The sequence below is a fragment of the Kutzneria viridogrisea DSM 43870 genome, from assembly GCF_000525635.1.
GTDB lineage: Bacteria > Actinomycetota > Actinomycetes > Mycobacteriales > Pseudonocardiaceae > Kutzneria > Kutzneria viridogrisea.
On record NZ_CP007155.1, the window covers coordinates 9,502,426 to 9,526,993 of the forward strand.

At 70.3% G+C, this 24,568-nt stretch carries 22 protein-coding genes and 1 tRNA gene; 17 read left to right on the forward strand and 6 right to left on the reverse strand.

The window, feature by feature from the left end; all coding sequences use genetic code 11:
• The first annotated feature begins 36 nt into the window (after positions 1-36).
• From KALB_RS41730 to KALB_RS41745, 4 genes are all read left to right on the forward strand, one after another.
• Entirely contained in the window at positions 37-1,386 is a 1,350-nt protein-coding gene (locus KALB_RS41730; protein WP_148309865.1) for a hydantoinase/oxoprolinase family protein, read from the forward strand.
• Positions 1,359-2,471, forward strand: a complete 1,113-nt coding sequence (locus tag KALB_RS41735; protein ID WP_025361630.1) for a DUF917 domain-containing protein — start codon at positions 1,359-1,361, stop codon at positions 2,469-2,471. Before KALB_RS41730 ends, KALB_RS41735 begins: the two co-directional genes overlap by 28 nt.
• Positions 2,468-3,946 carry a PucR family transcriptional regulator gene (locus KALB_RS41740; protein WP_025361631.1) on the forward strand — a complete coding sequence of 493 codons (1,479 nt, stop codon included), beginning with the start codon at positions 2,468-2,470 and terminating at the stop codon, positions 3,944-3,946. The genes KALB_RS41735 and KALB_RS41740 overlap by 4 nt, the downstream gene beginning before the upstream one ends.
• Positions 3,947-4,008: 62 nt before the next feature.
• Positions 4,009-4,084 (forward strand) — tRNA-Lys (locus KALB_RS41745).
• 91 nt (positions 4,085-4,175) lie between these two features.
• On the opposite strand, the gene KALB_RS44715 is transcribed toward KALB_RS41745, so the two are convergent.
• Both KALB_RS44715 and KALB_RS41755 read right to left on the reverse strand, forming a co-directional pair.
• Positions 4,176-4,394 (reverse strand): tyrosine-type recombinase/integrase, encoded by a 219-nt coding sequence (locus KALB_RS44715; RefSeq protein ID WP_025361632.1) that lies wholly within the window; start codon positions 4,392-4,394, stop codon positions 4,176-4,178.
• Between the two features lie 929 nt (positions 4,395-5,323).
• Complete coding sequence (locus KALB_RS41755) at positions 5,324-5,653, reverse strand: hypothetical protein (protein ID WP_025361633.1); 330 nt, start codon at positions 5,651-5,653, stop codon at positions 5,324-5,326.
• Positions 5,654-5,854: 201 nt separating this feature from the next.
• On the opposite strand from KALB_RS41755, the gene KALB_RS41760 reads away from it, so the two are divergent.
• A complete protein-coding gene (locus KALB_RS41760; RefSeq protein WP_081789763.1) occupies positions 5,855-6,508 on the forward strand; it encodes a hypothetical protein in 654 nt (217 codons plus the stop codon).
• 241 nt (positions 6,509-6,749) lie between these two features.
• Here KALB_RS41760 and KALB_RS41765 read toward each other — a convergent pair whose 3' ends face one another.
• Positions 6,750-8,183, reverse strand: a complete 1,434-nt coding sequence (locus tag KALB_RS41765) for a hypothetical protein (protein WP_025361634.1) — start codon at positions 8,181-8,183, stop codon at positions 6,750-6,752.
• A 228-nt stretch (positions 8,184-8,411) separates the two neighbouring features.
• Here KALB_RS41765 and KALB_RS41770 point away from each other — a divergent pair, with 228 nt between their 5' ends.
• From KALB_RS41770 to KALB_RS41780, 3 genes are all read left to right on the forward strand, one after another.
• Positions 8,412-9,587, forward strand: a complete 1,176-nt coding sequence (locus tag KALB_RS41770; protein WP_025361635.1) for an alpha/beta hydrolase — start codon at positions 8,412-8,414, stop codon at positions 9,585-9,587.
• Positions 9,588-9,743: 156 nt separating this feature from the next.
• Complete coding sequence (lysA, locus tag KALB_RS41775; protein WP_025361636.1) at positions 9,744-11,081, forward strand: diaminopimelate decarboxylase; 1,338 nt, start codon at positions 9,744-9,746, stop codon at positions 11,079-11,081.
• A 203-nt stretch (positions 11,082-11,284) separates the two neighbouring features.
• Positions 11,285-13,087 (forward strand): endonuclease/exonuclease/phosphatase family protein, encoded by a 1,803-nt coding sequence (locus KALB_RS41780; protein WP_025361637.1) that lies wholly within the window; start codon positions 11,285-11,287, stop codon positions 13,085-13,087.
• Here the strand turns inward: KALB_RS41780 and KALB_RS41785 are convergent.
• Entirely contained in the window at positions 13,059-13,508 is a 450-nt protein-coding gene (locus KALB_RS41785) for a DUF6328 family protein (protein ID WP_025361638.1), read from the reverse strand. The two genes, KALB_RS41780 and KALB_RS41785, sit on opposite strands and share 29 nt — an antisense overlap.
• Before the next feature lie 105 nt (positions 13,509-13,613).
• On the opposite strand from KALB_RS41785, the gene KALB_RS41790 reads away from it, so the two are divergent.
• From KALB_RS41790 to phoU, 8 genes are all read left to right on the forward strand, one after another.
• Entirely contained in the window at positions 13,614-14,186 is a 573-nt protein-coding gene (locus KALB_RS41790) for a superoxide dismutase family protein (RefSeq protein ID WP_025361639.1), read from the forward strand.
• A gap of 68 nt (positions 14,187-14,254) precedes the next feature.
• Positions 14,255-14,821 carry a hypothetical protein gene (locus KALB_RS41795; protein ID WP_148309867.1) on the forward strand — a complete coding sequence of 189 codons (567 nt, stop codon included), beginning with the start codon at positions 14,255-14,257 and terminating at the stop codon, positions 14,819-14,821.
• A 90-nt stretch (positions 14,822-14,911) separates the two neighbouring features.
• On the forward strand, positions 14,912-15,322 hold the full coding sequence (locus KALB_RS41800; RefSeq protein WP_025361641.1) for a hypothetical protein: 411 nt from the start codon (positions 14,912-14,914) through the stop codon (positions 15,320-15,322).
• 56 nt (positions 15,323-15,378) lie between these two features.
• Positions 15,379-16,512, forward strand: a complete 1,134-nt coding sequence (dusB, locus tag KALB_RS41805) for a tRNA dihydrouridine synthase DusB (RefSeq protein WP_025361642.1) — start codon at positions 15,379-15,381, stop codon at positions 16,510-16,512.
• A 4-nt stretch (positions 16,513-16,516) separates the two neighbouring features.
• Positions 16,517-16,990, forward strand: coding sequence for a hypothetical protein (locus tag KALB_RS41810; RefSeq protein ID WP_025361643.1), 474 nt, complete (start codon positions 16,517-16,519; stop codon positions 16,988-16,990).
• Positions 16,991-17,257: 267 nt separating this feature from the next.
• Positions 17,258-18,043: a GGDEF domain-containing protein gene (locus KALB_RS41815; protein WP_051913187.1), complete on the forward strand. Its 786-nt coding sequence runs from the start codon at positions 17,258-17,260 to the stop codon at positions 18,041-18,043.
• A 221-nt stretch (positions 18,044-18,264) separates the two neighbouring features.
• On the forward strand, positions 18,265-20,589 hold the full coding sequence (locus KALB_RS41820; RefSeq protein ID WP_158510903.1) for an LCP family protein: 2,325 nt from the start codon (positions 18,265-18,267) through the stop codon (positions 20,587-20,589).
• 95 nt (positions 20,590-20,684) lie between these two features.
• A complete protein-coding gene (gene phoU / locus KALB_RS41825; protein ID WP_025361646.1) occupies positions 20,685-21,353 on the forward strand; it encodes a phosphate signaling complex protein PhoU in 669 nt (222 codons plus the stop codon).
• Positions 21,354-21,395: 42 nt separating this feature from the next.
• On the opposite strand, the gene KALB_RS41830 is transcribed toward phoU, so the two are convergent.
• Positions 21,396-22,772: an NsdA family TPR-like regulatory protein gene (locus KALB_RS41830; protein ID WP_025361647.1), complete on the reverse strand. Its 1,377-nt coding sequence runs from the start codon at positions 22,770-22,772 to the stop codon at positions 21,396-21,398.
• Between the two features lie 175 nt (positions 22,773-22,947).
• On the opposite strand from KALB_RS41830, the gene KALB_RS41835 reads away from it, so the two are divergent.
• Positions 22,948-23,790, forward strand: a complete 843-nt coding sequence (locus tag KALB_RS41835; protein WP_148309869.1) for a hypothetical protein — start codon at positions 22,948-22,950, stop codon at positions 23,788-23,790.
• On the opposite strand, the gene pstB is transcribed toward KALB_RS41835, so the two are convergent.
• Positions 23,791-24,567 carry a phosphate ABC transporter ATP-binding protein PstB gene (gene pstB / locus KALB_RS41840; protein ID WP_025361649.1) on the reverse strand — a complete coding sequence of 259 codons (777 nt, stop codon included), beginning with the start codon at positions 24,565-24,567 and terminating at the stop codon, positions 23,791-23,793. It abuts the gene before it with no gap.
• Position 24,568 lies beyond the last annotated feature (1 nt).

Below are 24,568 nucleotides of genomic sequence, written 5' to 3' on the forward strand. Positions count from 1 at the left end.
GCGGTGCAGGCCGCTGACCAGGCACTGGGAGACGGGATGCGCATCGGGGTCCGGCTCGATGTCTCTCGGGCCCACGGCGCGCTCGTGCACGACGGGCGACTGCTCGCCACCGCCAGCGTGCCCAGGAGCCCGTCCACTGGCAAGCACCTGGTCTTCCTGCTGCGCGAGCTCGCCGACCACGCGGACTCCACTGTGGACTCCGTCACCTGGGACCTGTCCGGCGCCTTCGAGTCCTCCCTGCGCAGGGCGGCGGGCGCACAGCGCACGGACGCACCGCCCGCCCGCCGCGTCGGCGCGCTGCGGCTGTTGCCCCGCAGCCCGTACACGGTCGGCCACCCCTCACCGCTGATCAAGTCGCTGGTGGCGCACTTCGGCATCGCCACCGGCGGTCACGACCTGTTCGGCACCGAGCTCGCTCCGGTGGACCTGGACGCGGCGATCAAGCAGGCCGCCGAGGCCAGGGCCGCGGGCGCCACCACGCTCGCGGTCACCGCGACCGGGGCGCCCAGCCGCCTCACCCACGAGGACACGGTGGCCGCACGGCTCACCGAGGAGTTCCCCGACCTGAGGCTGTGCCTGTCGCACGAGGTCGGCGGCATGGGCGTGCTGCAACGAGAGGCCACGACCGTGGTCAACGCCTCGCTGCTGGACGTGGCCGAGGAACTGGTGACCAAATGTGAGCGTGTCACAGGTTCACTGGGTAATTCGGTGTCCTGCTGGTTCGCCACCGGCGACGGCGGCCGGATCTCACCCCGGCGGATGCGCACCCTGCCCGTGCTCGGGCTCAACGCCTTCGCCTCGACCGCTCTGCTCGGTGCGGCAAGGATTTCCGGCATGCACGACACCGCAGTGCTGCTCATCGACACGGACACGGTGTCGATCGGACAGGTCCGCGACGGCCTGCCACACGTGGAATCGGACCTGCGCGGGGAACTCGGCGTGCGGTTGGCCGCACCTCAGGCCGCACTGACAGTGCGCACCACCGACACCGCCGAGCGCACGGCCGCGCTGCTGGCCGAGCAGAGCCCCGGCAACGCCGGCGTGATCGCGGCGATCTCCCCTGGCGGCAGGGAACTGGCCGAACGGCTCGCCACCCGCACCAGGCTCGGATTGACCACTGTGGACAGTGACTGCGACGTGTCCGCGGCGGGCAGCGCGTGGACCGAACCGAGTGCCTGGCTGGACCTGGTCGTCACGGTGGGCAGCACCGAGGACCTGCACCGCCAGCAGTCCCTTGTGGAGCAACGAGCACTGACCATGGTGGCCGCCAACGGCGCACCGCCGGACAGTGGCCGGATCATCCGATCAGTGGCCACGCCACTGGGATTCCTGTGGAGTGACGTCTACCGTCTGCACGTGTGGGCGACGTCGGGCACACCCGGGTGAACGAGATCACCGTCGAGGACCTGCCCGCCCTGGTGGCGGGCAGCTCGTTGCTGTGCTCGGCCGCGGGCGACGCCAGCTTCGACGGCTACTGCGAGATCGTGGCCGAGCTGTTGCGGAACAGGGGATCCGTCCGCCTGGTCGAACTGGACTCAATGCCCGACGACGCGCTGTGCGCCGCGATCGGGGTGATGGGCGGGTTCGCGCCCATGGTGGAGCTGCCGCCGTCCGGGGACGAGGCGGTGCTGGCGGTACGAGCGCTGGAGGACAGGCTCGGTCGCAAGCTCGACGCACTGGTCGCGCTCAACGCGGCGGGCCCCAACGCCGTGTTCGCCGTGGCCGCGGCTGCCGTGCTGGACCTGCCGCTGGTCAACTGCGACGGCATGGGCCGCGTGCTGCCCCTGATCTCACAGACCACCTACGCGCTGGACGGCATGCCGATCGGACCGCTGTCCGCCGTGAGCCTGGCCGGGGACGTGCTCGTGCTGGACAGCGGACTGCACCGCTCCGACCTGTTGCTGCGCGCGACGATGCAGGCCGCGGGCGGCTGGATGCTGTGCGCCATGTACCCCGCGACCGTGAGCCGGTTGCGCACCGCCGCGATCCCGCACGCGACCAGCCGGGTGCTGGAGGTGGGCAGGCACCTCACCTCCGCCACCGAACGCGGGGCGCTGCTGGACGGGCTGGCCCGCGCCGTGGGGGCCCGCGTGGTCGGCAGCGGGCGGATCGTCGAGCTCGGCCACGCCACGCGCACCATCGGACCACGCCACTACCCCGCCGTGCCGACCAGCGTCGTGGTGCAGGAGTACGCCGACACCGGCAGGATGATCCGCCTGGAGGGTCAGAGCGAGCTGCTGGTCGCCGTGATCGACGGGGTGGTGGCCGCGGCCGTGCCCGACGTGCTGTGCCTGATCGACCGGCACGACCTGCGGGTGGTCGGCGTGGAGACCGTGGCCGTCGGGGACCACGTCGACGTGCTCGTGGTGCCCGCGGACGCGCGCTGGCACAGCAAAGCCGGGCTGACCCTGGCCGGGCCGAGGGCCTTCGGCTTCCCGGTACGGCACCCGCGTGAGGAGGCACAGCGTTGAGCCGCAACCGAACGCCCGAACCGCTCAGCGTCGCCGAGTTGGTCCACTTCGGACCGTTGAGCTCGGCGAGGGCGTTCGCCGCGGACCACCTCGACCGGCAGGTGTCCCGTGTGGCCCTGGTGTCCGAATTGGACCAGATACGGCAGTGCGAGCCGCACGCGGCCTTGGTACTGCACGGTTCCGCCGCGCTGGGGGCCTGGGCTGTGGAGTCCGCGCTGCGACTGGCTTGGGAGCGCAACGCCTCCTGCGTCATCGCGCCCGCCGAGATCGCCGTGACCAGTTCCACCGCGCAGCTCGCCGAGCGGTTGCGCGTGCCGCTGTTCGTCGTCGAGGACCCGGCCACGCACGCGCTCGAACTGTCCGCTGCCGTGGCCGACACCGAAGCCGCCCGCGCCCGGCTCACCGCCCGGTGCGCCGTGCTGTTCGGCGAGCGCAGCACCGTGCGCGACATCCTGGGCGTGATCAACTCAGAGGTGCCCGGCGTGACGGCCGCGCTGGTCGCCGACGACGGGTACGTGATCGCCGGGCGCTCGGCGGCAGGCCGTCCCGACGGTGGGCACCGGGTGCGGGTCCCCGTGCCCGGACCGGACGGCAGGCCGTGGGCCGAACTCGTCGCGCAGCTCGCCGCCTGGTCGCCGTCCTGGGTCGAGACCGTGGAGCTGATCCTGCGGCTGGCCCGCGCCCCGCTGGCCGCCTCCGTCGGGCGGTCCTGGCTGGCCATCGCGCACCAGGCCGCCTCGGAACGCCTGCTGTTGCAGACCCTGCTGCGCGGCGAGGACGTCACCGACCCCGCCCGCGACGCCGGTTGGCGGCTCGACGGACGGCACGTCGCCGTCGTGCTGCGCGTCGCCGAGCGCAGTGTCCAGGCCGAGGACTCCACCACCCCCGCCGTGATCGTCGCCTGGCGGGAGACCTTCGCCCACCTGCCGCTCGTGCCGGTGGAGGACGGCTGGGCCGCCTGGTGGACCGACCCCGAGGCCGAGCCCGAGGAGGTCGCCGCGCAGGTGCGCGACTTCCTCAACCCAGTCCGCGTGCCCCTCGAACTCACCGCGGGCGTCGGCGTCGCCGGCGAGGGCGTCAACGGCCTGCGGCGGTCCGTCGCCGAGGCCCAGCTCGCCTCCGCCGTCGCCAGCCGGATCGGCGGCGGCGCGGTCGAACTGTTCGGCGAGCTCGGCCCCCGCGCCGTGCTCGCGTGCCTGCCCGTGACCGAGATCGCCGCCGCCGCCCAGGTCGCGCTGGAGAACCTGCTCGGCGCGCCCGACGCCGAGGTGCTGATCACCGCCCTCGCCGCCCTGCTGGACTGCGCCGGGTCCACCGGCCAGGCCGCCGCCCGCCTCGGCGTGCACCGCAACACCGTGCTCGGCCGCATCGAGCGCATCCGTGCCCGCGGCGTCGACCTCGACTCCCCCGACCAGCGCCTCGCTCTGCACCTGGCCTGCTACTCCCTGTTGAGCAGCCGTGGCTGGCGGTCGTGACCGGGCCCGGTTCGGTGGTTCGGCGACGGGCCCTCTCGGGCTACCGCTATCGTGTGTCGCACGGGCCGTTAGCTCAATTGGTAGAGCTGCGGACTTTTAATCCGTAGGTTCTGGGTTCGAGCCCCAGGCGGCCCACCAAACATGCTGGTCAGCGCTCTGCGGGGTGCGTCCGTCAGGGGCGCGCCACGCACTTGCGCCACACAATCCTTAGCAACGACTTAGCAAGCCATCAGCCGGACAGCGCTGCGTCGAGCGCGTCCGCCCGTGCACGGGGGACAGCCCCGCGCCCCGCGGAGACGTGCTGCGTCATCGACGGTCGGGCATGCCCGACGGTGTCCGCGATCTGCCGGGCGGTCAGACCCGCTTCGTCCAGCAGGGTCGCCACCGTCTTGCGGAAAGTCCGGAAGGTCACCGAGCCGTAGCCCGCACGCTCAGCAAAGGCTTCCACGCACGATTGCGCACGTTCGACACCTCCCGGATCGTGCCGGTCGAGCTGGGGAAGATGGGCCCTGCCCGGCTCTCCACCAACGAGTACCGCTCGGACAGCATGGACACGCACCAACCGGCCAACGGGATCGGCCGGGCCGCGTTCTCCGTCTTGCCCCGGTTGAGGATCTTCCCCTTACCCTTGCGCTCGGATCACGTTGCCGGACATGGTGATGAGCTTTCCGTCCGGATCGAAGTCCGGCCAGTGCGCTCCCAGCGCAGGAGCGGAATGGTTGGTAGCCAAGGCTCCGCTTCTGCGCCTGGCAAGAGAGTTCGAATCGGGTACGCGTTTCCCCGCCACGCGACCGAAGGTCCGTGTTCAGTCCAGTTTGGACATTTTCTCGGCTGATTCAGCCCCGCTCACGTGGGAACGGCGCCAGCCGCGAGCACAGTGGAAGCAGCGGACACGCCGCACAAGGGTCGTCGGCCTCTTGCCGGAAGCCTGCCCAGCGGATCTGGAGCCACCACAAACCCGGCAGACCGAACTGATGCGAATCTCACCCATGCTGACCTCACTAGGGCCGTTGGGCGTCGATGAACCATTACTTGATCACAGAACCCGTCTGCCTGAAATTCGGACGAAGAGGTCATCGATCCCGCCGAGTTGCAAGGATTGACCGCAGTTGTGACCGCAACGACCGCAGCACTCGACCGGACCGGAGCAGCAGGACCACAACCACTCCCGCCCGGTCGACTTGCCCGTCAGACCCCCGCCAGTATTGGCGTGAGGCGCCGCCGCCCAGGCCGTCTATGGGCCGTGGAGGGTCGGTAAACGACGAAAAACGACTGTGACAAACAACTACAGTTTGAGCTCGTCAGCCCGTGCGCCGGGCGCTGGACCAGGCAACCCGCAGGGTCTTCACCATCTTCTTGTAGAGCGTCGGACGTTCGCTAGTTTCTGAGCACAATCAGCGCATACGTGCCCGCGATCACGGTCAGCACACCGATCAGGGCCGCGAGCGTTCCCACCGGGATGGGGCGATACCCCAATCGGCGGTTCAGCAGCAGCACGCCGACGCTGCCGAGCACCAGCGACATCAGCCACGCCGGGATTCCGTACACGATCGCGGCCAGCCAGAGCAGCGCCTGCGTCGAGATCGCGAACCCGTGACTGCCGGTCATCGAGTGCTGGCTGCTGATCCAGATCAGCAGTCCCGCTGCGATCGCGACGTGCCAGCCGAGCACCACCAGCACGGCGCGCCCCGTCTTCGTCTCCTGCACCCGAGCAGCATGGCTGGCCCCCTGCCCCGGCGTCCTGAGTTTAACTACTCAAACTGGTCACTCCCGCCATGCGTGCCCCAGGGGGGTCCGAGGTAGGGACGGTGGCTGGCTGGGAGAACGGGCAGTGCGCGGTGTCGGGATAAGCGCTGGATAAGCGGCACGCTTAACGCCGATGAACGGCTGATGTCGTGAGATGGGCGCATGATGACGAAGAAGATCACCTTGCCGGTGACCATCGCGGCCGTGGCCAGCGTGTTCGCTGTCGGCGGCGCGGTGGCGTTCGGGGTGACGCCATCGAAGGACGACACCGTCGCCAACGAGGCACGGGCCGCGTCCCAGGGGCAATCTGATCCGATCGACGCAAAGCTGGCGCGGGACTGCGTGCAGGCGACCATCGCCCGTGGTGTGGACGTGCCTGAGCCGGGCAGTTGGCGGCCGGCCGCCAAGATGGATGTGGACACGCCACACGGCATTCTGGTCATCCGCAACGCAAAGGCCGCAGTGGTCTGCCTCATCGACAACGGCAAGGCCACCGGAATCATGGCTGCCGACAGCCACTTCGACGGTTCAACCGGTCAGCGCCACACGTATCGGAAGCTCACCGCCTCGCGGCCGTTCGACTACTTCGACGCCTTGAACAACAGCACCGAGAGCATCCAGTTCGGGATCGCCAGCGACGGCGTGACCGCGGTGAAGCTGGTGGCACCGGACGGTTCGGAAACTGCCGCCGTCGTGAAGGAAGGCACGTTCATCGCGAAGACCAAGCACGCCGAGGACAGCAACCAAGCTACCACCAACCACGTCCGGGCAACCCTGACGGACGGAACCGTCATCGAGGGACCGCTGCGCGGCTAGGTCCTGTTTGGCCGCTAGTCCGGAATCAGTCTGGTCGGCTCGGCAGTATTGCTGGGCCGACCAGGCCATGCACGAAACTGTTGGAAGTCATTCAACAAGCAATTGCACATTGCCTGACAGGCGACTATCCGGGCGATCCTCCTCCCTCGGGAAGCGCGTTCACCCGGTTCAACTCGAACGGCGTCACCAGTGGCGACTCGGCTGTGCTCCCGCTGGTCGACGGGCGCTGACAGTCCACGGCCTACAGCGGGGAGAGCGGCACGTCGGGGATGTCGACCCCGGACACGACCATCTTGTTGTCGCCGCCGACGGTCTGGTGGTTGACGGAATCGGCCATGGCGCTGGAGGTTCCGGCGCCGACGATGGAATTGCCGCTGACGAGGTCGGTGATGCCGATCGGCTCGGCGAGCACGGCGCCGCCGTGGGTGCGCTGATCGCCGCCCACGCGCTGGGTGACCTCGCTGGGCGCGAAGGCACCGGCCTGCCCGGCCCCGACGAAGGAGTTGCCGAAGAAGCCGATCAGCGTGGCCACGGGGATGCCGCCGAGGTTGCCGGAGCCGATGGTGTGCCGCCCACTGGTCCGCACGTCACCACCGGCACGGTCGTCCACCTTGTTGGACGTGTCGGAGTTGGCGGTCCCGCCTGCCACGGCGGCGTTGCCGAACACCTGGGTGATCGGGGCGATCGGGATCTGGCCGACGTTGCCCGCGAAGGTCCCGTTGTCCCCGTTGGAGGTGATGTCACCGCCAGCGGCAGACCTGGTGGTGCTGTGACCGCGCCCGGCGGCTGGCCGAGCATGGTGAACGCGTTGCCGACCACCTGGGTGGGCAGCACGATCGGAGTGTTGACCATGTTGCCCGCACCTGTGGAGTCGAAGCCGCGCGTGCCGTTGTAGCCGCCCGCGGTGACCGTGCTGCGGACGTTGCCCTCGCCGCGTCCTGCCGCCCGAGTCGCCGTGTGTCTCGGCAGAACCGGAGAACAGCCCGCCCGCGTTGCCGTTGACCTCCACCGGCAGGGCCAGCGGCAGATCGAACACGTTGCCGCTCAGGCTCTTGTGCTGCCCGTCGGCGTGCACCTCGCCGGTGGACTCGGCGCTGAGCACCGAGGTGTTGTGGGTTTCTCCCGCACCGCCGCCGAAGCCGACCCCGTTGCCGGTGAGCTGCATGGGCACCACGAGGTCGCCGACGACGGCGTTGCCGTTGCCCGCGTCGACCGGGCGGTTGGCCTTGATGGTCGTGGTGGAGTCGTTGTTGGCGATCGCGTACCCGGCGACCCCGAAGGCGTTTCCGTTGAACTGCAACGGGGTCAGCACGTTCATTGAACCGGCGCTACCCGAACGCGACGCCTCGTTTTGGCGGTTGGAGGTGCTGTGTGAGACGGCCTGCCCGCCTGCGGCGAAGGCGTTGCCGGACAGGTCAATGGGTGCGACCACGTTCAGCCCCGCGTTGGGTCCGCGCAGCGGGGCCGGGATCAGCCCGTCGTCCACGCCGATGGTCTGGTCGAAGCACGGCAGGGTGAACTGGCCGATCGGCGTTCCGATGGTGTTGTCGCACAACCGCACCGGCACGGTGACCGCATTGCCCTGCGGCGAGGCGCATGCGATGCCCGCCCCCAAGGTCATCATGCCCCCGGTGAACAGGGCTGCCCGCAGTCCGCGCTTGGCCCAGATCCGCATTCAAGACTCTCATCGGGCTCGGTCCCCGCCGCCGGAGTTCATCGGTGCCCACTCGGCCGTGGCAAGCTCAGCGCGCCTGCGACCGGTTTTGTCAGCGAACCGCACAGTTTTCTCCAGCGGCGTTTGTCACCCCGCTATGAGGTGAGTTCAATCACCAGTACCTCGGGGATCGAGCCATCCTCATGGCGAGCTGGCCGCTGCTGGGGCAGTGTCGTTCTGGTGGCGACGATGCTGGCGGACTCCGGGCCGACACTGCCGGACGAGGTGGTGCAGCACGCCGTGGTGCGCGGGGCGCTGGAGTCGCCGTGGATCTGGCGTTCGCTACTGCTGATCACGCTGGTCGTCGGCTACCTGCTGTTCCGCCCCCGTGCGCGCGAGCAGTCGCTGGCCACCAAGCTGGTGGTCGTCGCGACCATGCTCGGCCTGAGCGGCATGACCTGGCTCAACAGCTACGTCGGCTACGTGCGCACCCCGTACGACCTGGCCGTGCTGATGCAGCGCGGCTCGGGGTGGGCCGCCCAGTTCGGCGCGGCGCTGGCGTCCATGACGGGCCCGGAGGCCACCGCGCCCGCGCCCGGCTCCGCCGCGCAGCACGGGGCGCCCGCGCCCGGTCCGGTGCAGGACGTGCAGGTGCGCAAGATCGCGTTGCCGGATCCGGGCAACGGTGTGCCCACGGGCATGACGAACGTGATGCTGCCGCGCGGCTACGACGCCCCGGAGAACCGCACCAAGCGGTACCCGGTGGTGTACCTGGTGCACGGCTACCCGGCCGGGAGCTCCGACGACTGGTTCACCTCGGGGGACGCGCTGGCGACCATGCAGGAGTTGGTCCGCGGCGGCCTGGTGCAGCCGATGATCGTCGTCGCCCCCGACATGCAGGCCGGGGTGGCCACAGCGGACTGGGAGTGCCTGAACGTGCCGCGCGGTCCGCAGTTGGAGACGTACCTGACCCGGACCGTGACGGCGGCGATCGACTCGCGGTTCCGGACCATTCCGGATCGCGCGCACCGGGCGCTCGGCGGCATGTCCGGCGGCGGGTTCTGCGCGCTGAACTCGGGGCTGCGCAACCTGGACCGGTACGGGACCCTACTGGTGAGCCTGCCGTACGACACGCCGGGGGACGCGACCGCGCTGCTGAGCGGGCACCCGGACCTGCTGCGCGCGAACACCCCTCGCGACTACATCCCGACGATGCGGTTCACCGCGCCGGTGGCCGTCATGCTCAGTGCCGGTGAGAACGCGCAGACGGACATGACAACCGCGCGCCGGATCAAGCGCGCGCTGGAACAACGCGGCCAGCAGGTGTTCATGCGCTTCGAGCCGAACCTGAACCACACCTGGCGCACGGCGCGGGCCGCCCTGCCGTACATGCTGGCCTACGCCAACGAGCAGTTCCCGCACTGAACCGCGTGTGGTGCCCGCCACTCGGGCGTCAGCATCGCGGAAACATGGATGTCACAGGCGTCATGAAGACGTCCACAGGGGACGCACGCCCGGCGCACCGGGGGTGTCCTGGACCGGTACGGCGCAAGGCGCGCCGCCCTACACCGGGAGGACACGGTGACTCTGGCCGAACTACTACCTACCCTGGGTGATTCGTTGCGCGGCAAGCTGGAGGCGGGGATCTGGCCGCGCAGCGTGCGGCACGGCCACGACGGTGACCTGATGTTCGGCGGACTGCCGCTGTCCCAGCTGGCGGCCCGGTTCGGCACGCCCGCCTACCTGCTCGACGAGGCCGAGGTGCGGCGGCGCTGCCAGGAGTACCGCAGGGCGCTGCACGAGGTGGAGATCGCGTACGCGGGCAAGTCGATGACCTGCCGCGGCGTGCTGCGCTGGATCGCCGAGGAGGGCCTGTCGCTGGACGTCTGCTCGGCGGGCGAACTCGCCGTCGCGCGTTCGATCGGCTTCCCCGCGGAGCGGATCCTGTTGCACGGCAACGCGAAGACCCCGGAGGACCTGAAGGCCGCCATCGGGTACGGGGTCGGCCGGGTGGTGCTGGACTCGCTGGACGAGATCGAGCAGCTCGGCGCGCTCGCGAGGTACCCGCAGCAGGTGCTCGTGCGCGTGACGCCCGGTGTGGACGGTCACACGCACAAGGCGATCGCGACCGGTGTGGAGGACCAGAAGTTCGGGTTCTCGCTGGCCAGTGGTGCCGCCGAGGAGGCAGTACGCCGGGTGCTCGCGCAGCCGAGCCTGAAGCTGGTCGGCCTGCACTGCCACATCGGCTCGCAGGTCTCGCGGGTGACCAGCTTCGAGGAGGCCGCGCGGCGCATGGTCGGCCTGATGGCGCGGCTGCACGCCGAGCACGGGCTGGTGCTGCCGCAGCTCGACCTCGGCGGCGGTCATGCCGTGCCCTACCTGCCCGGTGACCCGGACTTCGACCTCGCCGGGTTCGCCCAGCGGATCCGGTGCGCGGTCAACTACGAGTGCGCGGCGCACCGGATCCCGGTGCCGCGGCTGACCATCGAGCCCGGCCGGTCGGTGGTCGCGCCCGCCGGGGTCACGCTGTACCGGGTGGTCACCGTGAAGCACGGGCCGTCACGCACGTTCGTCGCCGTGGACGGCGGCATGAGCGACAACCCCCGGCCCTCCCTGTACGGCGCCAGGTACGCCGTGCGGCTGGTCGGCAGGCGGGCCGCCAAGGGCATGCGGGCGGTGACCGTGGTCGGCAGGCACTGCGAGGCCGGGGACGTGCTGGCGCAGGATGTGCCGCTGCCCGAGGACGTGCACGCCGGTGACCTGCTCGCGGTGCCGTGCACCGGGGCGTACCACCACTCGCTCGCCTCGAACTACAACATGGTCGGCCGCCCGCCCGTGGTGTCGGTCTGCGACGGAGTTGCCCGGCTGCTGGTCCGCCGTGAGACGGAGGAGGACCTGCTAGCCCGTGACCTGGGCTGATGCCAGTTGTCCACAGGCAGCGAGTTGTCCACATGTGGATCTCTAGCAAGATCGACCAGGGCGCGCGGGCGGTAGACTGGGCTTGGGGACGCCCCCCAGGGAGTGGCGGGGGACGTTCATGAGTGGGTGGTGCTGGCGCAGCCACTAAACATGAACTACTTTCACTTCCGGTTCGTCGGTGTCGACGTGATCGGAGGTGGGCCGTGGTCGACCGCGTCCGGGTCCCCGTCCTGCTGGCGGCCTTCGGCGGCACCGTGCTGCTCATCGACGTGCTGCGGGTCTGGCTGCCCTCGCTGACCACCATCTTCGGCTCCGCGGGCACCACTCCGGACTGGGCCTTCGTGCTGTTCGCCCTGGCCTGGGTGCTGCCCGCGGGCCTGCTCGTCCCGCTGGCGGCGCGGCGCTGGCTGCCCACGGTGACGGCGGCCGTGGCCGTGCTCGCGCGGCTGGTCCTCCAGGCGGGCGTCACCGGGGACGGCCAGCTCTACGCGTCCTGCGTGGCCGCGCTGGCGGTGTTCGGCTGGCTGGTCAGCGTGGCGGGACGGGGCTGGCACCAGGCCTCGGTGGCGATCGGGTTCGCGGCGGGGCTGGCGGCGACCACGGCGCTCCAGTTGTCCACAGGCACGGTCGACCTGCTGTGGATACCCGGGCCGATCCCGTGGCTGGCGCTGCTCGCGGTCGCCGCGGCCCTGCTCATCGGCACGGTGCTCGCCCCGGCCACTGGTGGCGGAGCGGCGCTCTGGTTCGGGCTCGGCCCGGCCACGCTGCTGGCGGCGCAGGTCACGACCTCGATCGGCCGCACCTGGGCGACACCGGACTGGCCGCCACCGTGGTGGGGCGCGGCACTCGTCGGCGTGGGCTCGGCCGCCGGGGTGGTCGCGGCGGTGATCAACGCCGCACCTCGCGCCCTCGTGGTCGTGACGCTGCTGGCGAGCACCGCGCTGGCCGAGGCGGTCAGTCCGCTGTGGATCGCGCTGCTCGCAGTCGCCCTGCCCACCGCGGTGCGGCTCGCGGCCGGGGCGCGGGAACGGAGCACGAACGTTCGTGCTGTTTCGGCCTACCTCGGTACGACGACCCTGTTCCTGCTGTGCGCGGTCTACAACACCGCCTTCGACTCGTTCTCGTTCGTGTGGCTGCCCGCCATCACCCTGCTGGCAGCCGCGGCACTGGCGTTGTGCACACGCGGCATACATCCACAGTGGACTTTGCTGAAGCCAGGACTCGTCGCGGGTACGGCAGTTGCGCTGTCCTGCACGACGATCGCTGGCGCGACAGCGCCGGAACCTCCTGGCGCGCAGGCGATCCACCTGCCGCTGCGACTGGTCACCTACAACATCCGTTCAGGGATCTCGGCGTACGGCCGGTTCGACGTGGACCGGATCGCCGAGGTGATCGGGGCGGAGCGCCCGGATGTCGTGCAGTTGCAGGAAGTCGATCGCGGCATGCTGGTCACCGGCGCACAGGACAGCCTGCGCGCGTTGCAGACGAGACTGCACATGCACGCCTACTTCGGCCCGTCCAGCGATCAGCTGTTCGGCGAGGCGATCCTGAGCAGGCAACCGCTGGAACAGGTCAGCTTCCGCAGGCTGAGCGGGGACGTGTCGCCACCGACCGGCGTGCTGTCCGGAGTGCTGCGCCTGCCCGGCGGCACGGAACTGACACTGGTGGTGACCCACCTACAGACCGCTGACGGCGTGATCTCCGCGGATCAGGTGCGCCAACTGGCCGCCGAACTGGCCGAACAAAAAGCACGATCGTTCGTGCTGACGGGGGACTTCAACGTGGAGCCGGGCGATCCCGCGCTGGCGCCCGTCAAGGCGCTGCTGCGCGACGGCCTGGCCGCGGCACGGCCGCTGCCGACCTGGCCCGCGGAGGAGCCGAAGCAGCAACTGGACCAGGTGTTCCTCAGCCCGGGGCTGAGCGCCTCGGCGGTGCACGTGGCGGCGACCACGGCCTCCGACCACCTGCCGGTGGCCGTCACGATATCCGGACCAGCAGGGGAATGACGAACCACAGCAACAGGAAGAACAGGCCGACCGCGCCGCTGAGCAGGCCACCGACCAGGCCGCCGAACACCACGTAGCCGATCATCAACACGGTGCCGGTCATCGATCCGGCAAGCAGCGCGAGCCCCGTGACGGCGAACCGCGAGGCGAGCCGGATGATCAGCTCGCGCTTGCCGTGCCGGAACAGCAGCCGGTGCCAGGCGGCGGGCGCGATCAGGAAGCCCACCGCCCCACCGGACAGCAGGACCGTGGTCATGTGCACGAGATGTACAAAACTGTCCGCACGTGCGTACAGCTCTGTGAAAGTCAACGCGAGCAGGAAGCCGAAGAGCACCTGCACGCCGTTCTGTGCCACCCGCAGTTCCTGGAGCAGCTCAGACAGGTTGCGGGCCAGGCGCTGCTGCTCGGATTCCTCGATCACTGGACCATCCTCCACGGACGGAAAGCGTGCACCCGCAATCACCTGGGGGCAAACGGACAAGGCTTCGCCCTGGCCGTGACCTCCGAGTCACGCTATAGAAGACCCATGGCACGCAAAACCATTGCTGTTCTCCTTGCCACCACCGCCACCCTGCTGGCAACCGCGGGCACCGCGCTGGCCTGTCCCGGGCCCCCTGCCCACCCGGCGTACGCCTCCGCGGAGTTCGAGAACTACCACGCGGGTGCCGAAGCGGTGACCTACGACCCCAAGCTCGTCCAGGTGGGTTCGGACGCCACGGTCTACTCCCTGCCCACCTGGGACGGGAAGACCACGGTGATCCTGCGCGTGCACGGCCTGCTGCTCAACCACATGTACGGGGCGCACGCGCACCAGAAGAGCTGCGGCGCCACCGGCGACGTGGCCGGCCCGCACTACCAGAACAAGCCGGACCCGGTGCAGCCCTCGGTCGACCCAGCCTACGCCAACGCGCAGAACGAGATCTGGCTGGACTTCACCACCGACGAGCACGGCAACGCGCGCTCCAGCACGACGGTGAACTGGCAGTTCACCGACCGGCACGCGGGCGCCGTGGTCATCCACGCCGAGCACACGCACACCGATCCGGGCCACGCGGGCACCGCGGGCGCCCGGCTGGCCTGCATCACCGTCGGCTTCTGAGCGATCCGCCGGGTGCGGCCGAACAGCCGCCCCCGGCGCCACCTCCCCGCTGTGGTTTGATCAACCATGTGCCGCAGAGCCATTTGGTCCACATGCCGGGCGTGCGGTACTTCCTCGACACCGAGTTCACAGACCTGCCGTGGGCGCCGCGCTCCGAACTGCTGTGGGTGGCCCTGGTCGACGAGACGGGGCAGCGCGAGTTCTCCGCGGTGAACAAGGACTGTTCATTGGACCAGGCCAGCGCTTTCGTGTGTGAGCACGTGTTGCCCAAGCTGGCGAACGCCCCGCTGCGGTTGTCGCGTGCGCGGCTGGCCCAGGCGGTGATCGAGTTCGTGGGGCCCGCGCCGAAGTTCTGGGCGTGGTTCCCCTCGGTGGCCAACATCGCGGCGATGGCCGGTTCGGCTGGCGCCGCACGGCTGCACGAGCGCTTCGCGGACTGGGACTACCAGTTGCTGCGCGGTCTGCTCGGCGCCGTGCCCGCGGACTGGCCGCCCGCCTGCCGCGACCTGCACGCGCTGGCCGACGCCACCGGCATCGACCTGCCGCCGAACACCGAGCCGCACAACCCGCTGGCCGACGCACGGTGGGGCCGCACGGTGTGGTTGAGCGCGCAAGGGCTCCTCAGCCGAGCCTGAGACGACGCGGCCGCGATCGAGTCGCGGCGCGCGGGTAGCACCGGACCAGCCCAAGAGTGCTCCCCCAGCTTTGACACCGAGGGGGACGCAATGAGCGAGGAGCCAGCGAAGAAATCGGGGTGGGGCGAACTCGGCCGGTCGACCGCGCCGGAGGACAGGTCAGGCCCTGGCCCGGCCGCGACCGTCTACTGGACGGGCTCCCTCGGGTTCGGCCGGTTCAACCTCGACCTGAGCCCACCCATCCAGACCGGCGACACGTACATCACGGGCGGCAGCGGCGGGGTGCTGGAGAGCTACCACGACGCGGGGAAGCTGAGCGTCTGGAAGAGCAGCGGGACACCGGACAGGAACGCTTGCGCCACGACCCTCGCCGAAGGCACCAAGTCGTACATCAGCGGCCTGCTCAAGAGCAATCACGTCCGCGGTCGAACCGCACAGGGACGCGTGTTCCGTATCGACGTCACCGCCGCCGGGGACGAGGTCACCGTCTGGGAGAAGTGAACCTCCCGGCGGGCGATCCACTTGGTGGTGCCGTCACCGCTGATTAGCCTAGGGGCGTGGCTGCCGCAACCCCGTTCCTGAAGATCGGCCCCTACAAGGTCGATCCACCGGTCGTGCTCGCGCCGATGGCGGGCATCACCAACACGGCGTTCCGGCAGCTCTGCCGCGAGTACGGCGCGGGCCTCTACGTCTGCGAGATGATCACCACGCGGGCGCTGGTCGAGCGGGACGCGACCACCATGCACATGATCACCTTCGCCGCCGAGGAGCAGCCGCGCTCGATGCAGCTGTACGGGGTGGACCCGCTGACCATGGGCAAGGCCGTCCAGATGATCGTGGACGAGGACCTGGCCGACCACGTGGACATGAACTTCGGCTGCCCGGTGCCCAAGGTGACGCGCAAGGGCGGCGGCGCGGCCCTGCCGTTCAAGCGCAGGCTGTTCGGCGAGATCGTGCGGGCTGCGGTGCGGGCGGCGGAACCGGCGGGTATCCCGGTGACGGTGAAGTTCCGGGTCGGCATCGACGAGGAGCACCTGACCTACCTGGACGCGGGCCGGATCGCGGAGGCCGAGGGCGCCTCGGCGGTGGCCCTGCACGCGCGTACCGCGGCGCAGCGCTACTCGGGCCGTGCGGACTGGTCGGCGATCGCCCGGCTGAAGGAGGCCGTGCGGACCATCCCGGTGCTCGGCAACGGCGACATCTTCAAGGCGCAGGACGCACTGGACATGGTGGCGGCCACCGGCTGCGACGGGGTGGTGGTCGGCAGGGGCTGCCTGGGCAGGCCGTGGCTGTTCGGCGAGTTGCAGGCGGCCTTCGCGGGCCTGCCGCTGCCGGCGGGGCCCTCGCTGGGCGGGGTGGCCGGGGTGCTGCGCAGGCACGCGGAGCTGCTGGTCGCCCACTACGGCGAGGACAAGGGCGTGCGCGACCTGCGCAAGCACATGGCCTGGTACCTGCACGGCTTCCCGGTGGGCTCGACCCTGCGGCGCGGGTTCGCCATGGTGTCCAGCCTCGCGGAGCTGGACGAGCTGATCGGGCAACTGGACCACGCGGCGCCGTTCCCCGCCGAGGCGGAGGGCCCCAGGGGCCGCCAGGGTTCCGCGGCGAAGGTGGTGCTGCCCGACGGGTGGCTGGACGACCCCGAGGACGCCAGCGTGCCGGTGGGCGCCGAGATGATGCACTCGGGCGGCTGAGCCGGTGCCAGACGCGCGCGCGGGTGCCGTGGTGGCGGCCGGGCTGGTGCTGGCCGGCTGCTTCGTGCTGGCGGGCCAGCCGGAGCGGATCGCGGGCACGGCGCAGGCCATCGGGGTGAGCCCCGCGGACCGCCAGCTGGTGACCGGCTACTTCGACCAGCTCAACGCGGCGGCGGCCGACGGGGTCGCCGCGGAGCAGGACTACCTGCGCCGGACCCAGGTGCGGGAGTTCGCCGACCGGCTGTGCGGGCTGAACGGGGTCACGATCGTGGAGCAGCCCACGCTGTCCACCCTGCGCCCCGACCCGGCCTGGCGCCCCGCGGGCTCGCGCAGCGCACCGGAGGGCACGGTGTACGTGGTGGCCGTCACACTGAGCATCAAACGGGGCACGAGCACGCTGGGCAGCCAGATCGGGTCACAGCGCATCGTGGTGCGCCAGGGAACCGCCTACGGTTTCACCCCTTGCCAGAACCAGTGAAACCTGTCACACGAAGAGATCTTGACGCCCATTCGGGTCACGCAGAGTCACTAGTTCGGACCACGTAACGGTCAGCCGGTTGAGCGAAAACCGGCACCCACACCTCCCGTTCACTCAAGCCGCGCGTCTGAGCAGACGACACCACCAACGTGAGGAGGTGACGGCGCAGTGACCGAAGAACTGCTTGCGGGGTCAGGCATCGGAGCCGAAGACGTGCTTGCGAAGTCGAGCATCGACGGCGTTGACCGGGATGCGGCACCGTCACCGATGATCACATCGGCCGAGAACGGCCTGGTCAACCTGCACGAGAAGCTGGCGGGGCTGCTGGCCTCGCGCGGCCAGTGGCGTGAGGCGTACGACCACCTGCGCTCCGCACTGGACATGGTCTACCGGGACAACGGCCGCACCCCGCCGGTGCCCGAGCAGCTACGCAGGGAGGTCGACCGGCTGCGCAGGGAGCACGCCGAGGCGCACGAGCAGAGCATCCGGGACAGCCTCACCACCAGCTACAACCGCCGCTACCTGGACCAACGGCTGGTCGCGCTGCTCAGCGAGCAGGGCGGTACCCCGCACGGGCTGGCGGTGTCCCTGGTGGACCTGGACTGGTTCAAGCAGGTCAACGACACCTACGGTCACCTGGTCGGGGACCGGGTGCTGCAACAGGTGGTCGAACTGCTGCAGGACGGACTGCCGGAGAAGGCCTTCTGCGCGCGCTACGGCGGCGAGGAGTTCGTGCTGGTGCTGCCCGACTCCGAATTCGCCGAGGCGGTGGCCGTCACCGAGGCGGCCCGGTCGCGGGTGGAGCGGCACGACTGGTCGGTGATCGCCGAGGGCCTGCGGGTCACGGTCAGCGCGGGCGTGGCGCACGAGCCCTCCGGTGGTGGCACCGGCGGCGCCGAGCAGCAGCTGCTGCGGGCGGACAGCCTGCTCTACTCGGCCAAGCAGTCCGGCCGCAACGCCGTCGCCTACCGTGACGGGGGCAAGGTGCGCCTGGCCGGTCCCGCCGGGCGGCGCAGGGCGATCGTGGACGGCCGCGTCAACGGTTACTGCTGAATCCCACCACTGGGCTGCTGGTCAGCCCGTTCGGCCTAGGTGCGGCGAGGGATCCGCGTACTAACGGTGGCAGAATTCCGCCTGCCTGTCGCTAGAACCGGCGGTCATCCGTACTATCGCGTGCGCTGGGTGACACAGCGGATGTGCAACCTCTGTGTCCACAACGACGTCAAGTCGTGATGAACGTGCCGTAGGAGCCGAGGGTGAGGAAGGGAGTACGGGTGCCCGACAACCACCGCCGTGGCGGTAGCGGCCCCGAGGGTCCCGCAGAAGCCCCCGACTACGACCGCGAGCGGCAGGGTGGGGACCGCCCCACGGGCCGCCGTCGCCGGTCGATGGAGGCGTCCGGGGGACTGAGCGTCTCCGACCTGGTCCAACGGCACACGGGCTCGCGCCCGAACCTGCCGCGACCGGTTCCTCCCGCGCCACAGCCCCCCGTGGCGCAGCCGCCGGTCTCGCAGGCCCCGCCCGAGGCCGCACCGCAGCGCCGGGCCCCGCAACCACCCCCGGCCGCACCGCAGCAGCCCGTGGCCTCGCCGAGGGCGCAGCGTCCCGCGCCGCCCACCGGCCAGCGGCCGTTACCCCCGGTCAACCCGCAGCCCACCGGCCGCCGGGCCAGGCGCGAGGCCGCCGCTGCGCCCAACGCCCGTCCCCCCATGCCGCCCCCGGGTGAGGCCACCGGCTCGCGCCCCGTGCCCAACGGCCGCCCGCAGCCGCCTGGTGAGAGCACTGGCCGCCGGGCCATGCCGCCACGCCCCGGCGAGGCAAGTATCCGCAGGCCCGCCCCCAGGCCAGGCGAAGCCACCGGCTCACGACCGGTGCCCAACGGCCGCCCACCGGTGCCGCCAAGGCCGGTGCCCGACAGCGTGCGGATGCGCCTGGCCGCCGAGACCGAGCAGCCCACCCCGCAGGGCGAGGACGTGGAGCAGCCGGGCCTCGAGCAGGACGCGCCGGAGCAGGAGGCCGCGCCGCGCCCCGAGCGCAGGCACGAGATCGAGCCCGCCGCGCTGACCACCGAGATGGAGCCGATCGGCGAGGAGGTCCAGCGCAGGCGCAAGGTGGACCAGACCCTGGCCAGGTTCTCGGCGGTGCACGACGAGATGGCCGCCGAGGAGCGTCAGCGCAAGACCCGGCAGAAGAAGTACATGCCGTGGATCGACACCGAGCAGGGACCGCCCGAGGCCCCACCGGAGCCGGTGGACCAGGAGGAGGACCCGGAGTTCGACCTCGAGCCCGAGGAGATCGAGCGCAGGCGGCACAAGCGCCGCATGATCGGCCTGGCGATCAAGATCGCGGCGATCGTGGCGGCGGCCATCGTGCTGATCGCCTGCGGCATCGCCTGGGGTGCGATCAAGCACTGGGACGGCCAGATCAAGCCGGTCGACGCGCTGGACACCGGTTCGTCGGCGATCGTCGCCGCGGACAAGCAGCACGGGGACGACAACTTCCTGCTGGTCGGTTCGGACACGGTGCTGGTCGCGCACGTGCCCGCGAACCGCAAGCGGATTGTCTTCGTGTCGATTCCGGGCAGCACGGAAGTCCCTGATCCCGCGTGCGGTTCGGGCAAGCTCGCCGCCGCCTACGCCGCGGCCGGTCCGCAGTGCGTGACCAAGCTGGTGCAGCAGGAGTCCGGGCTGCTGGTCAACCACTTCATGACCCTGGACTCCGAGGGCTTCAAGAACATGGTGGACGCCATCGGCTCGGTGGAGCTGTGCGCCAAGGCGCCGGTCACCGACGGGGTGCTGGGTCCACTGCTGCCCAAGGCGGGGCCCCAGGGCGTGACCGGGGACGTGGCCGTCAAGTTCGTGAAGGCCCGCAACGTCGCCGGGGACGCCTCGCCCGAGGCTGGGCAGATCCAGCGCCAGCAGCGGTTCATGGCCGCGCTGCTGCGCACGGCACTGCACAACCAGGTGCTGCTGGACCCGACCAAGCTGAACAACGTGATCTCCAGCGTGACCCGGTCGGCCAGCGGGGAGAACGTGGGCGTGGACCAGTTGCTGACGCTGGGCCAGTCCCTACAGGGCGTGTCCCCGGAACAGGTGCTGTTCACCAGCGCGCCCGCCTCGGCCGCATCGGCCGCGACCAAGGCCCTGTTCACCGCGGTGATCAACGGGGACCCGCTGCCCGACGGCGCGACCTCGGCCACCCAGCTGGGCAGTGGCCCGCTGGTGGACCCGAAGACGATGAAGATCCAGGTCCTCAACGGGGGCAACACCAAGGCGAAGATCGCCTCCAACACGGCGGACGCGCTCAAGCAGCAGGGCTTCCAGCCGGTGTGGGTGGACGCCTCCCCGGACAAGGTGGACCAGACTGTGATCAGGTACTCGGCGGGCCGCGAGGCGCAGGCGCGCACGCTGGCCGCCGCGGTGCCCAGTGCGAAGGTTCAGCTGGACCCGTCCATGGCGGGTGCGCTGGCGCTGGTGATCGGTCCCGAGTTCAACGGCAGCGTGGTGGCACCCAAGGAGGGCACCACCCCGCAGAGCCTCGGGCAGCCGCAGGCCGCCGCCGTGTCCACCGTGAGCGGTGCCGACGCCTCCTGCCAGTGATCATGCGATTACCGGCCCCGGTTGGTCACCCCGGGTTCATGCCCGGTTCATCCTGCGATGCAGGTTCCGCGACCAGCTACCCGTAGGGTGTCGTCATGCGCGAGGCATACCATGACCAGCTCGGCGAGCTCGCGGAGCAGCTGGCGAGCATGTGCGGGATGGTCGGCGACGCTATGGAGCTGGCCACCAAGGCGTTGCTGGACACCGATCTCGCGGTGGCCGAACGCGTGATCAGCGATGACGCGAAGATCGACGACGCGCGGGCTCGCACCGAGGAGGACGCCTACTCCCTGCTGGCGCTTCAGGCGCCGGTGGCCACCGATCTGCGCACCGTGCTGTCGGTGATCCACGCCGCGGAGAGCATCGAGCGGATGGGCGACCTGGCCCTGCACGTGGCCAAGGCCGCGCGGCGCAGGCACCCGCAGCCGGTGCTGCCCGAGGCGGTCCGCGGCTACTTCGCCGAGATGGGCCGGATCGCCGTCGACCTGGCCCGCAAGGCCGAGCAGGTGATCCGCACCCAGGACATCGACCTGGCCCGTGTCCTCGACGACGAGGACGACGCCATGGACGACCTGCACCGGCACCTGTTCTCGGTGATCATGGCCAAGGACTGGGAGCACGGCGTGCCCGCCGCGGTGGACATCACCCTGCTGGGCCGGTTCTACGAACGCTTCGGCGACCACGCCGTGTCCGTGGCCAAGCGCACGGTCTTCGTGGTCACCGGCAAGATGCCCGGCTACAGCTCGGACGCGACCGACCTCTGAGGCGGCACAACGCCTTGAGCCCCCGGCCACCCGGCCGGGGGCTCAGTGCTTGTCGGCGAGGAACTCGGTGAGCTTGCGGTCCAGCTCGGTGAGCCGGTTCTCCTTGCCGTGACGGCGAACCCGGTGTTGGAGAGCGCGCACGCGGTCACGGCTGCGTTGGGAGGCAAGGGATCCGATCTCGGCCACGGCCTCGTCGGCGACCTTCGCGGCCTGCTCGAACTCGCGCAGTTCGAGGTAGGCGGCGGCGATGTGCACCTTGGTCTTCGCGCGGGCGGTGACCCTGCCTGCGGGCAGCGCGGTCAGTGAGCGCTCCAACAGGGCAACGCCCTGGTTCGGACGACCGGTGTCGCGCAGGCACTGGCCGATGTCGGACCTGATGTCCGCCTCGCCGTAGAAACTGAACCACTCCGGTTCCTCGCCGTGCACCCTGTCGAAGGCCCGCTGGGCGTTGGCGACGGCCTCGGAGGTGGCACGGGCATCCCCGAGCGCGGCAAAGCCACGGGCCTCGATCGCGTGCAGGTAGCTGATCAGCGCTGGGGTCGCCGTGGGGCCGGCCACCTCCAGCGCGGACCGTGCCAGCGCTGCGGCGTGCTGACCGTTGTGGATCGTGTCGGCCTCACTACCCGAGGCGTGGGCGATGTCGATCGCGACGCGGCTCATCTCCGAGAGCACGTTGGCCGCGAACGGCCGATCGGCTGCGTGCATGGCGAGGTTGAGCGCCTGCGTGTAGTAGCGCTGTGCGAGGGCGTGACGGCCGCATTCGACAGCGGTCAGCGCAGCCAGGACGGTGCCCTGCGACAACGCTGAGAGCAATTGGCGGCCAACAGCTTCGGTGTAGCTGGCCTCCTGGGCGCGCACGGCCTGTGCGTTCAGGAACTGGACGAGCTGCTGGTGCACCGCAGCCCCGCCGTATCGGCGGTGCTGGCCCTCATAGTGCCGCACCGTCTCCAGGGCCACCTGCACCTCGGAGGCGGTGATCCGCCCTCCGCCAGTGGACGCGGCACTGGCCACGGGTGGCACGGTCAGGGCCATCAGTGCTGGTTGAGCGAACGCGGCAGCGGTGAACGCGGAGCCCATGAGGAAGTTGCGCCGCGCCATGTCCTTGCCCGAGAGTTCAGCCACGAGTCCGATCGTGCCACCAACGGTCCGGGAGCACTCGAAGTAATCGGTCGTGTCCGGCTCCGACCGGTCCGTGAAGCCGCAGTCGCTCACTCCGATGGAGTAGCCCAGGCGCTTGCTCAGCACGGCGGCCACCAGCCTGGTCACCGGCCAGCGCGGCTGCGCGCCGGTCAGCATCCGGGCCACGGTGGTGGCGGTGGTGCCGAGGTGGATGCCCTCGCGCGCACCGGCCGCCACCACCGAACGCGCCAGCGCGACGTTGCTCAGCTCGGCGTCGGCGAGCAGTGCGTCGTTGGCCATGGACCGATGGTGCTCCCGGAACTCGGGGTCGGGGAAGACCGCCGCGCGAAGTGGGAGGCAAGTGGGACCCCCGCACCGGGAACAGGCCGCACAGCGCGTGCAGCGGGACTGCCCGCGCGAGACGAGTGGCGGTTAGCTGGTGCTACCGAACGAAGTTCACTCGAAAGGGGTGATCATGCCGAACAGCACCTCGCTGATCCGCAGGCTCGCCGACCTGCGCAGCCAGTACACCGGGGAGACCGATTCGGCCGTGCTGCCCGCGATCTGCCACGGCACCACGCTGCTCACCAGGGAGGACCGCGCCCAGGTGCTCGACGCCCTCGACGGCGATGGGCCGCTGCCCGAACACATCCGGCGGGCGATCCTGCCCGATGCGTCCACTGTGGACCAGCAGGAGCTGGAGGCCGCAGTGCTGCGTGCGGCAAGCAGGGCGGTGCACCTGGCCGCGAATCCCTTGACGGACAAGGTTTTCCGGATGTCCAGGCCGCTGCCCGATCAGCTCGTGCTGCACCTGGCCCCGCAGGCGCTGCGCCCGCTGGTCCAGGAGTTGCTGCCGTTGGAGACCGAGGACGGCCTGGACGGCTACCCGTGCCTGCGGGCCAGGATGTACCGCAGGCACGTCGAGTTGCACGTGCCCGGGGCTTCCGTGCACCTGGCGAACGTCTCCTACACCTCCTGGCAGTTCGCCAGCGAGGGCAGGTGGACCGGCAACGACGCGGACCCGCCGACCCCGGCCGAACTGGATGCGTTGGCGCACCGGGGTTGTGGCCGCACCTCACCCGCGACGGCCAGCGCGCTGCTGCGGCGGATCTGCCTGTTCCCGGTGCAGCCACTGGTGATCGCGACTCCGGAGGCGTGCTACCTGGACTGGGCTGGCGAGCCGAACCACGAGCTCGTCCGTGAGCGGCTGGACCACCCGCTCACCGGAGTGCCCGTGCGGCAACGGATCGTGCTGCTGGGCGCACGAGAAAGGCTGCCTGCTCGGGTGAGCGGGCAGCCTCCGTCGTTGTCCTGCTGATCAGCCGAAGCGGCCGGAGATGTAGTCCTCGGTGGCCTGCTGGTTGGGGTTGGAGAAGATCTTCTCGGTGTCGTCGATCTCGACCAGCTTGCCCGGCTGGCCGACCCCGGCGAGGTTGAAGAACGCCGTCTGGTCGCTCACCCGCGCGGCCTGCTGCATGTTGTGGGTGACGATGACGATCGTGAAGTCCTTCTTCAGCTCGCCGATCAGGTCCTCGATGGCCAGCGTGGAGATCGGGTCCAGGGCCGAGCAGGGCTCGTCCATCAGCAGCACGTCGGGCTGCACGGCGATGGCACGGGCGATGCACAGTCGCTGTTGCTGACCGCCGGAGAGGCTGCCGCCGGGCTTGTCGAGGCGGTCCTTGACCTCGGCCCACAGGTTGGCCCCGCGCAGCGAGCGCTCGGCCACCTCGTTGAGCTGCTTGCGGTTGCTCACCCCGGCCAGCTTCAGCCCGGCGACCACGTTGTCCCGGATGGACATCGTGGGGAACGGGTTGGGCCGCTGGAACACCATGCCGATGGTCCTGCGGACCTCCACCGGGTCCACGGAGGAGGCGTAGATGTCCTCGCCGTCGAGCAGCACCTTGCCCTCGACGCGGGCGCCGGGGGTCACCTCGTGCATGCGGTTGAGCGAGCGCAGCACGGTGGACTTGCCGCAACCCGACGGTCCGATGAAGGCGGTCACGCTGCGCGGCGGCACCGCCAGCGTGACCCCGTCCACGGCGTGGAACTTGCCGTAGAAGATGTTGAGGTCCTTGACGTCGATGCGCTTGGCCATG

What these genes read in the sequence shown, in the direction of transcription:
- KALB_RS41730 (WP_148309865.1), top strand. Translation starts at nt 37, where the DNA reads ATGCGCATCGGGGTCCGGCTCGATGTCTCTCGGGCCCACGGCGCGCTC.
- KALB_RS41760 (WP_081789763.1), top strand. Translation starts at nt 5,855, where the DNA reads ATGATGACGAAGAAGATCACCTTGCCGGTGACCATCGCGGCCGTGGCC.
- KALB_RS41765 (WP_025361634.1), bottom strand. Translation starts at nt 8,183, where the DNA reads ATGCGGATCTGGGCCAAGCGCGGACTGCGGGCAGCCCTGTTCACCGGG.
- KALB_RS41770 (WP_025361635.1), top strand. Translation starts at nt 8,412, where the DNA reads ATGCTGGCGGACTCCGGGCCGACACTGCCGGACGAGGTGGTGCAGCAC.
- KALB_RS41790 (WP_025361639.1), top strand. Translation starts at nt 13,614, where the DNA reads ATGGCACGCAAAACCATTGCTGTTCTCCTTGCCACCACCGCCACCCTG.
- KALB_RS41800 (WP_025361641.1), top strand. Translation starts at nt 14,912, where the DNA reads ATGAGCGAGGAGCCAGCGAAGAAATCGGGGTGGGGCGAACTCGGCCGG.
- KALB_RS41815 (WP_051913187.1), top strand. Translation starts at nt 17,258, where the DNA reads ATGATCACATCGGCCGAGAACGGCCTGGTCAACCTGCACGAGAAGCTG.
- phoU (WP_025361646.1), top strand. Translation starts at nt 20,685, where the DNA reads ATGCGCGAGGCATACCATGACCAGCTCGGCGAGCTCGCGGAGCAGCTG.
- KALB_RS41830 (WP_025361647.1), bottom strand. Translation starts at nt 22,772, where the DNA reads ATGGCCAACGACGCACTGCTCGCCGACGCCGAGCTGAGCAACGTCGCG.
- KALB_RS41835 (WP_148309869.1), top strand. Translation starts at nt 22,948, where the DNA reads ATGCCGAACAGCACCTCGCTGATCCGCAGGCTCGCCGACCTGCGCAGC.
- pstB (WP_025361649.1), bottom strand. Translation starts at nt 24,567, where the DNA reads ATGGCCAAGCGCATCGACGTCAAGGACCTCAACATCTTCTACGGCAAG.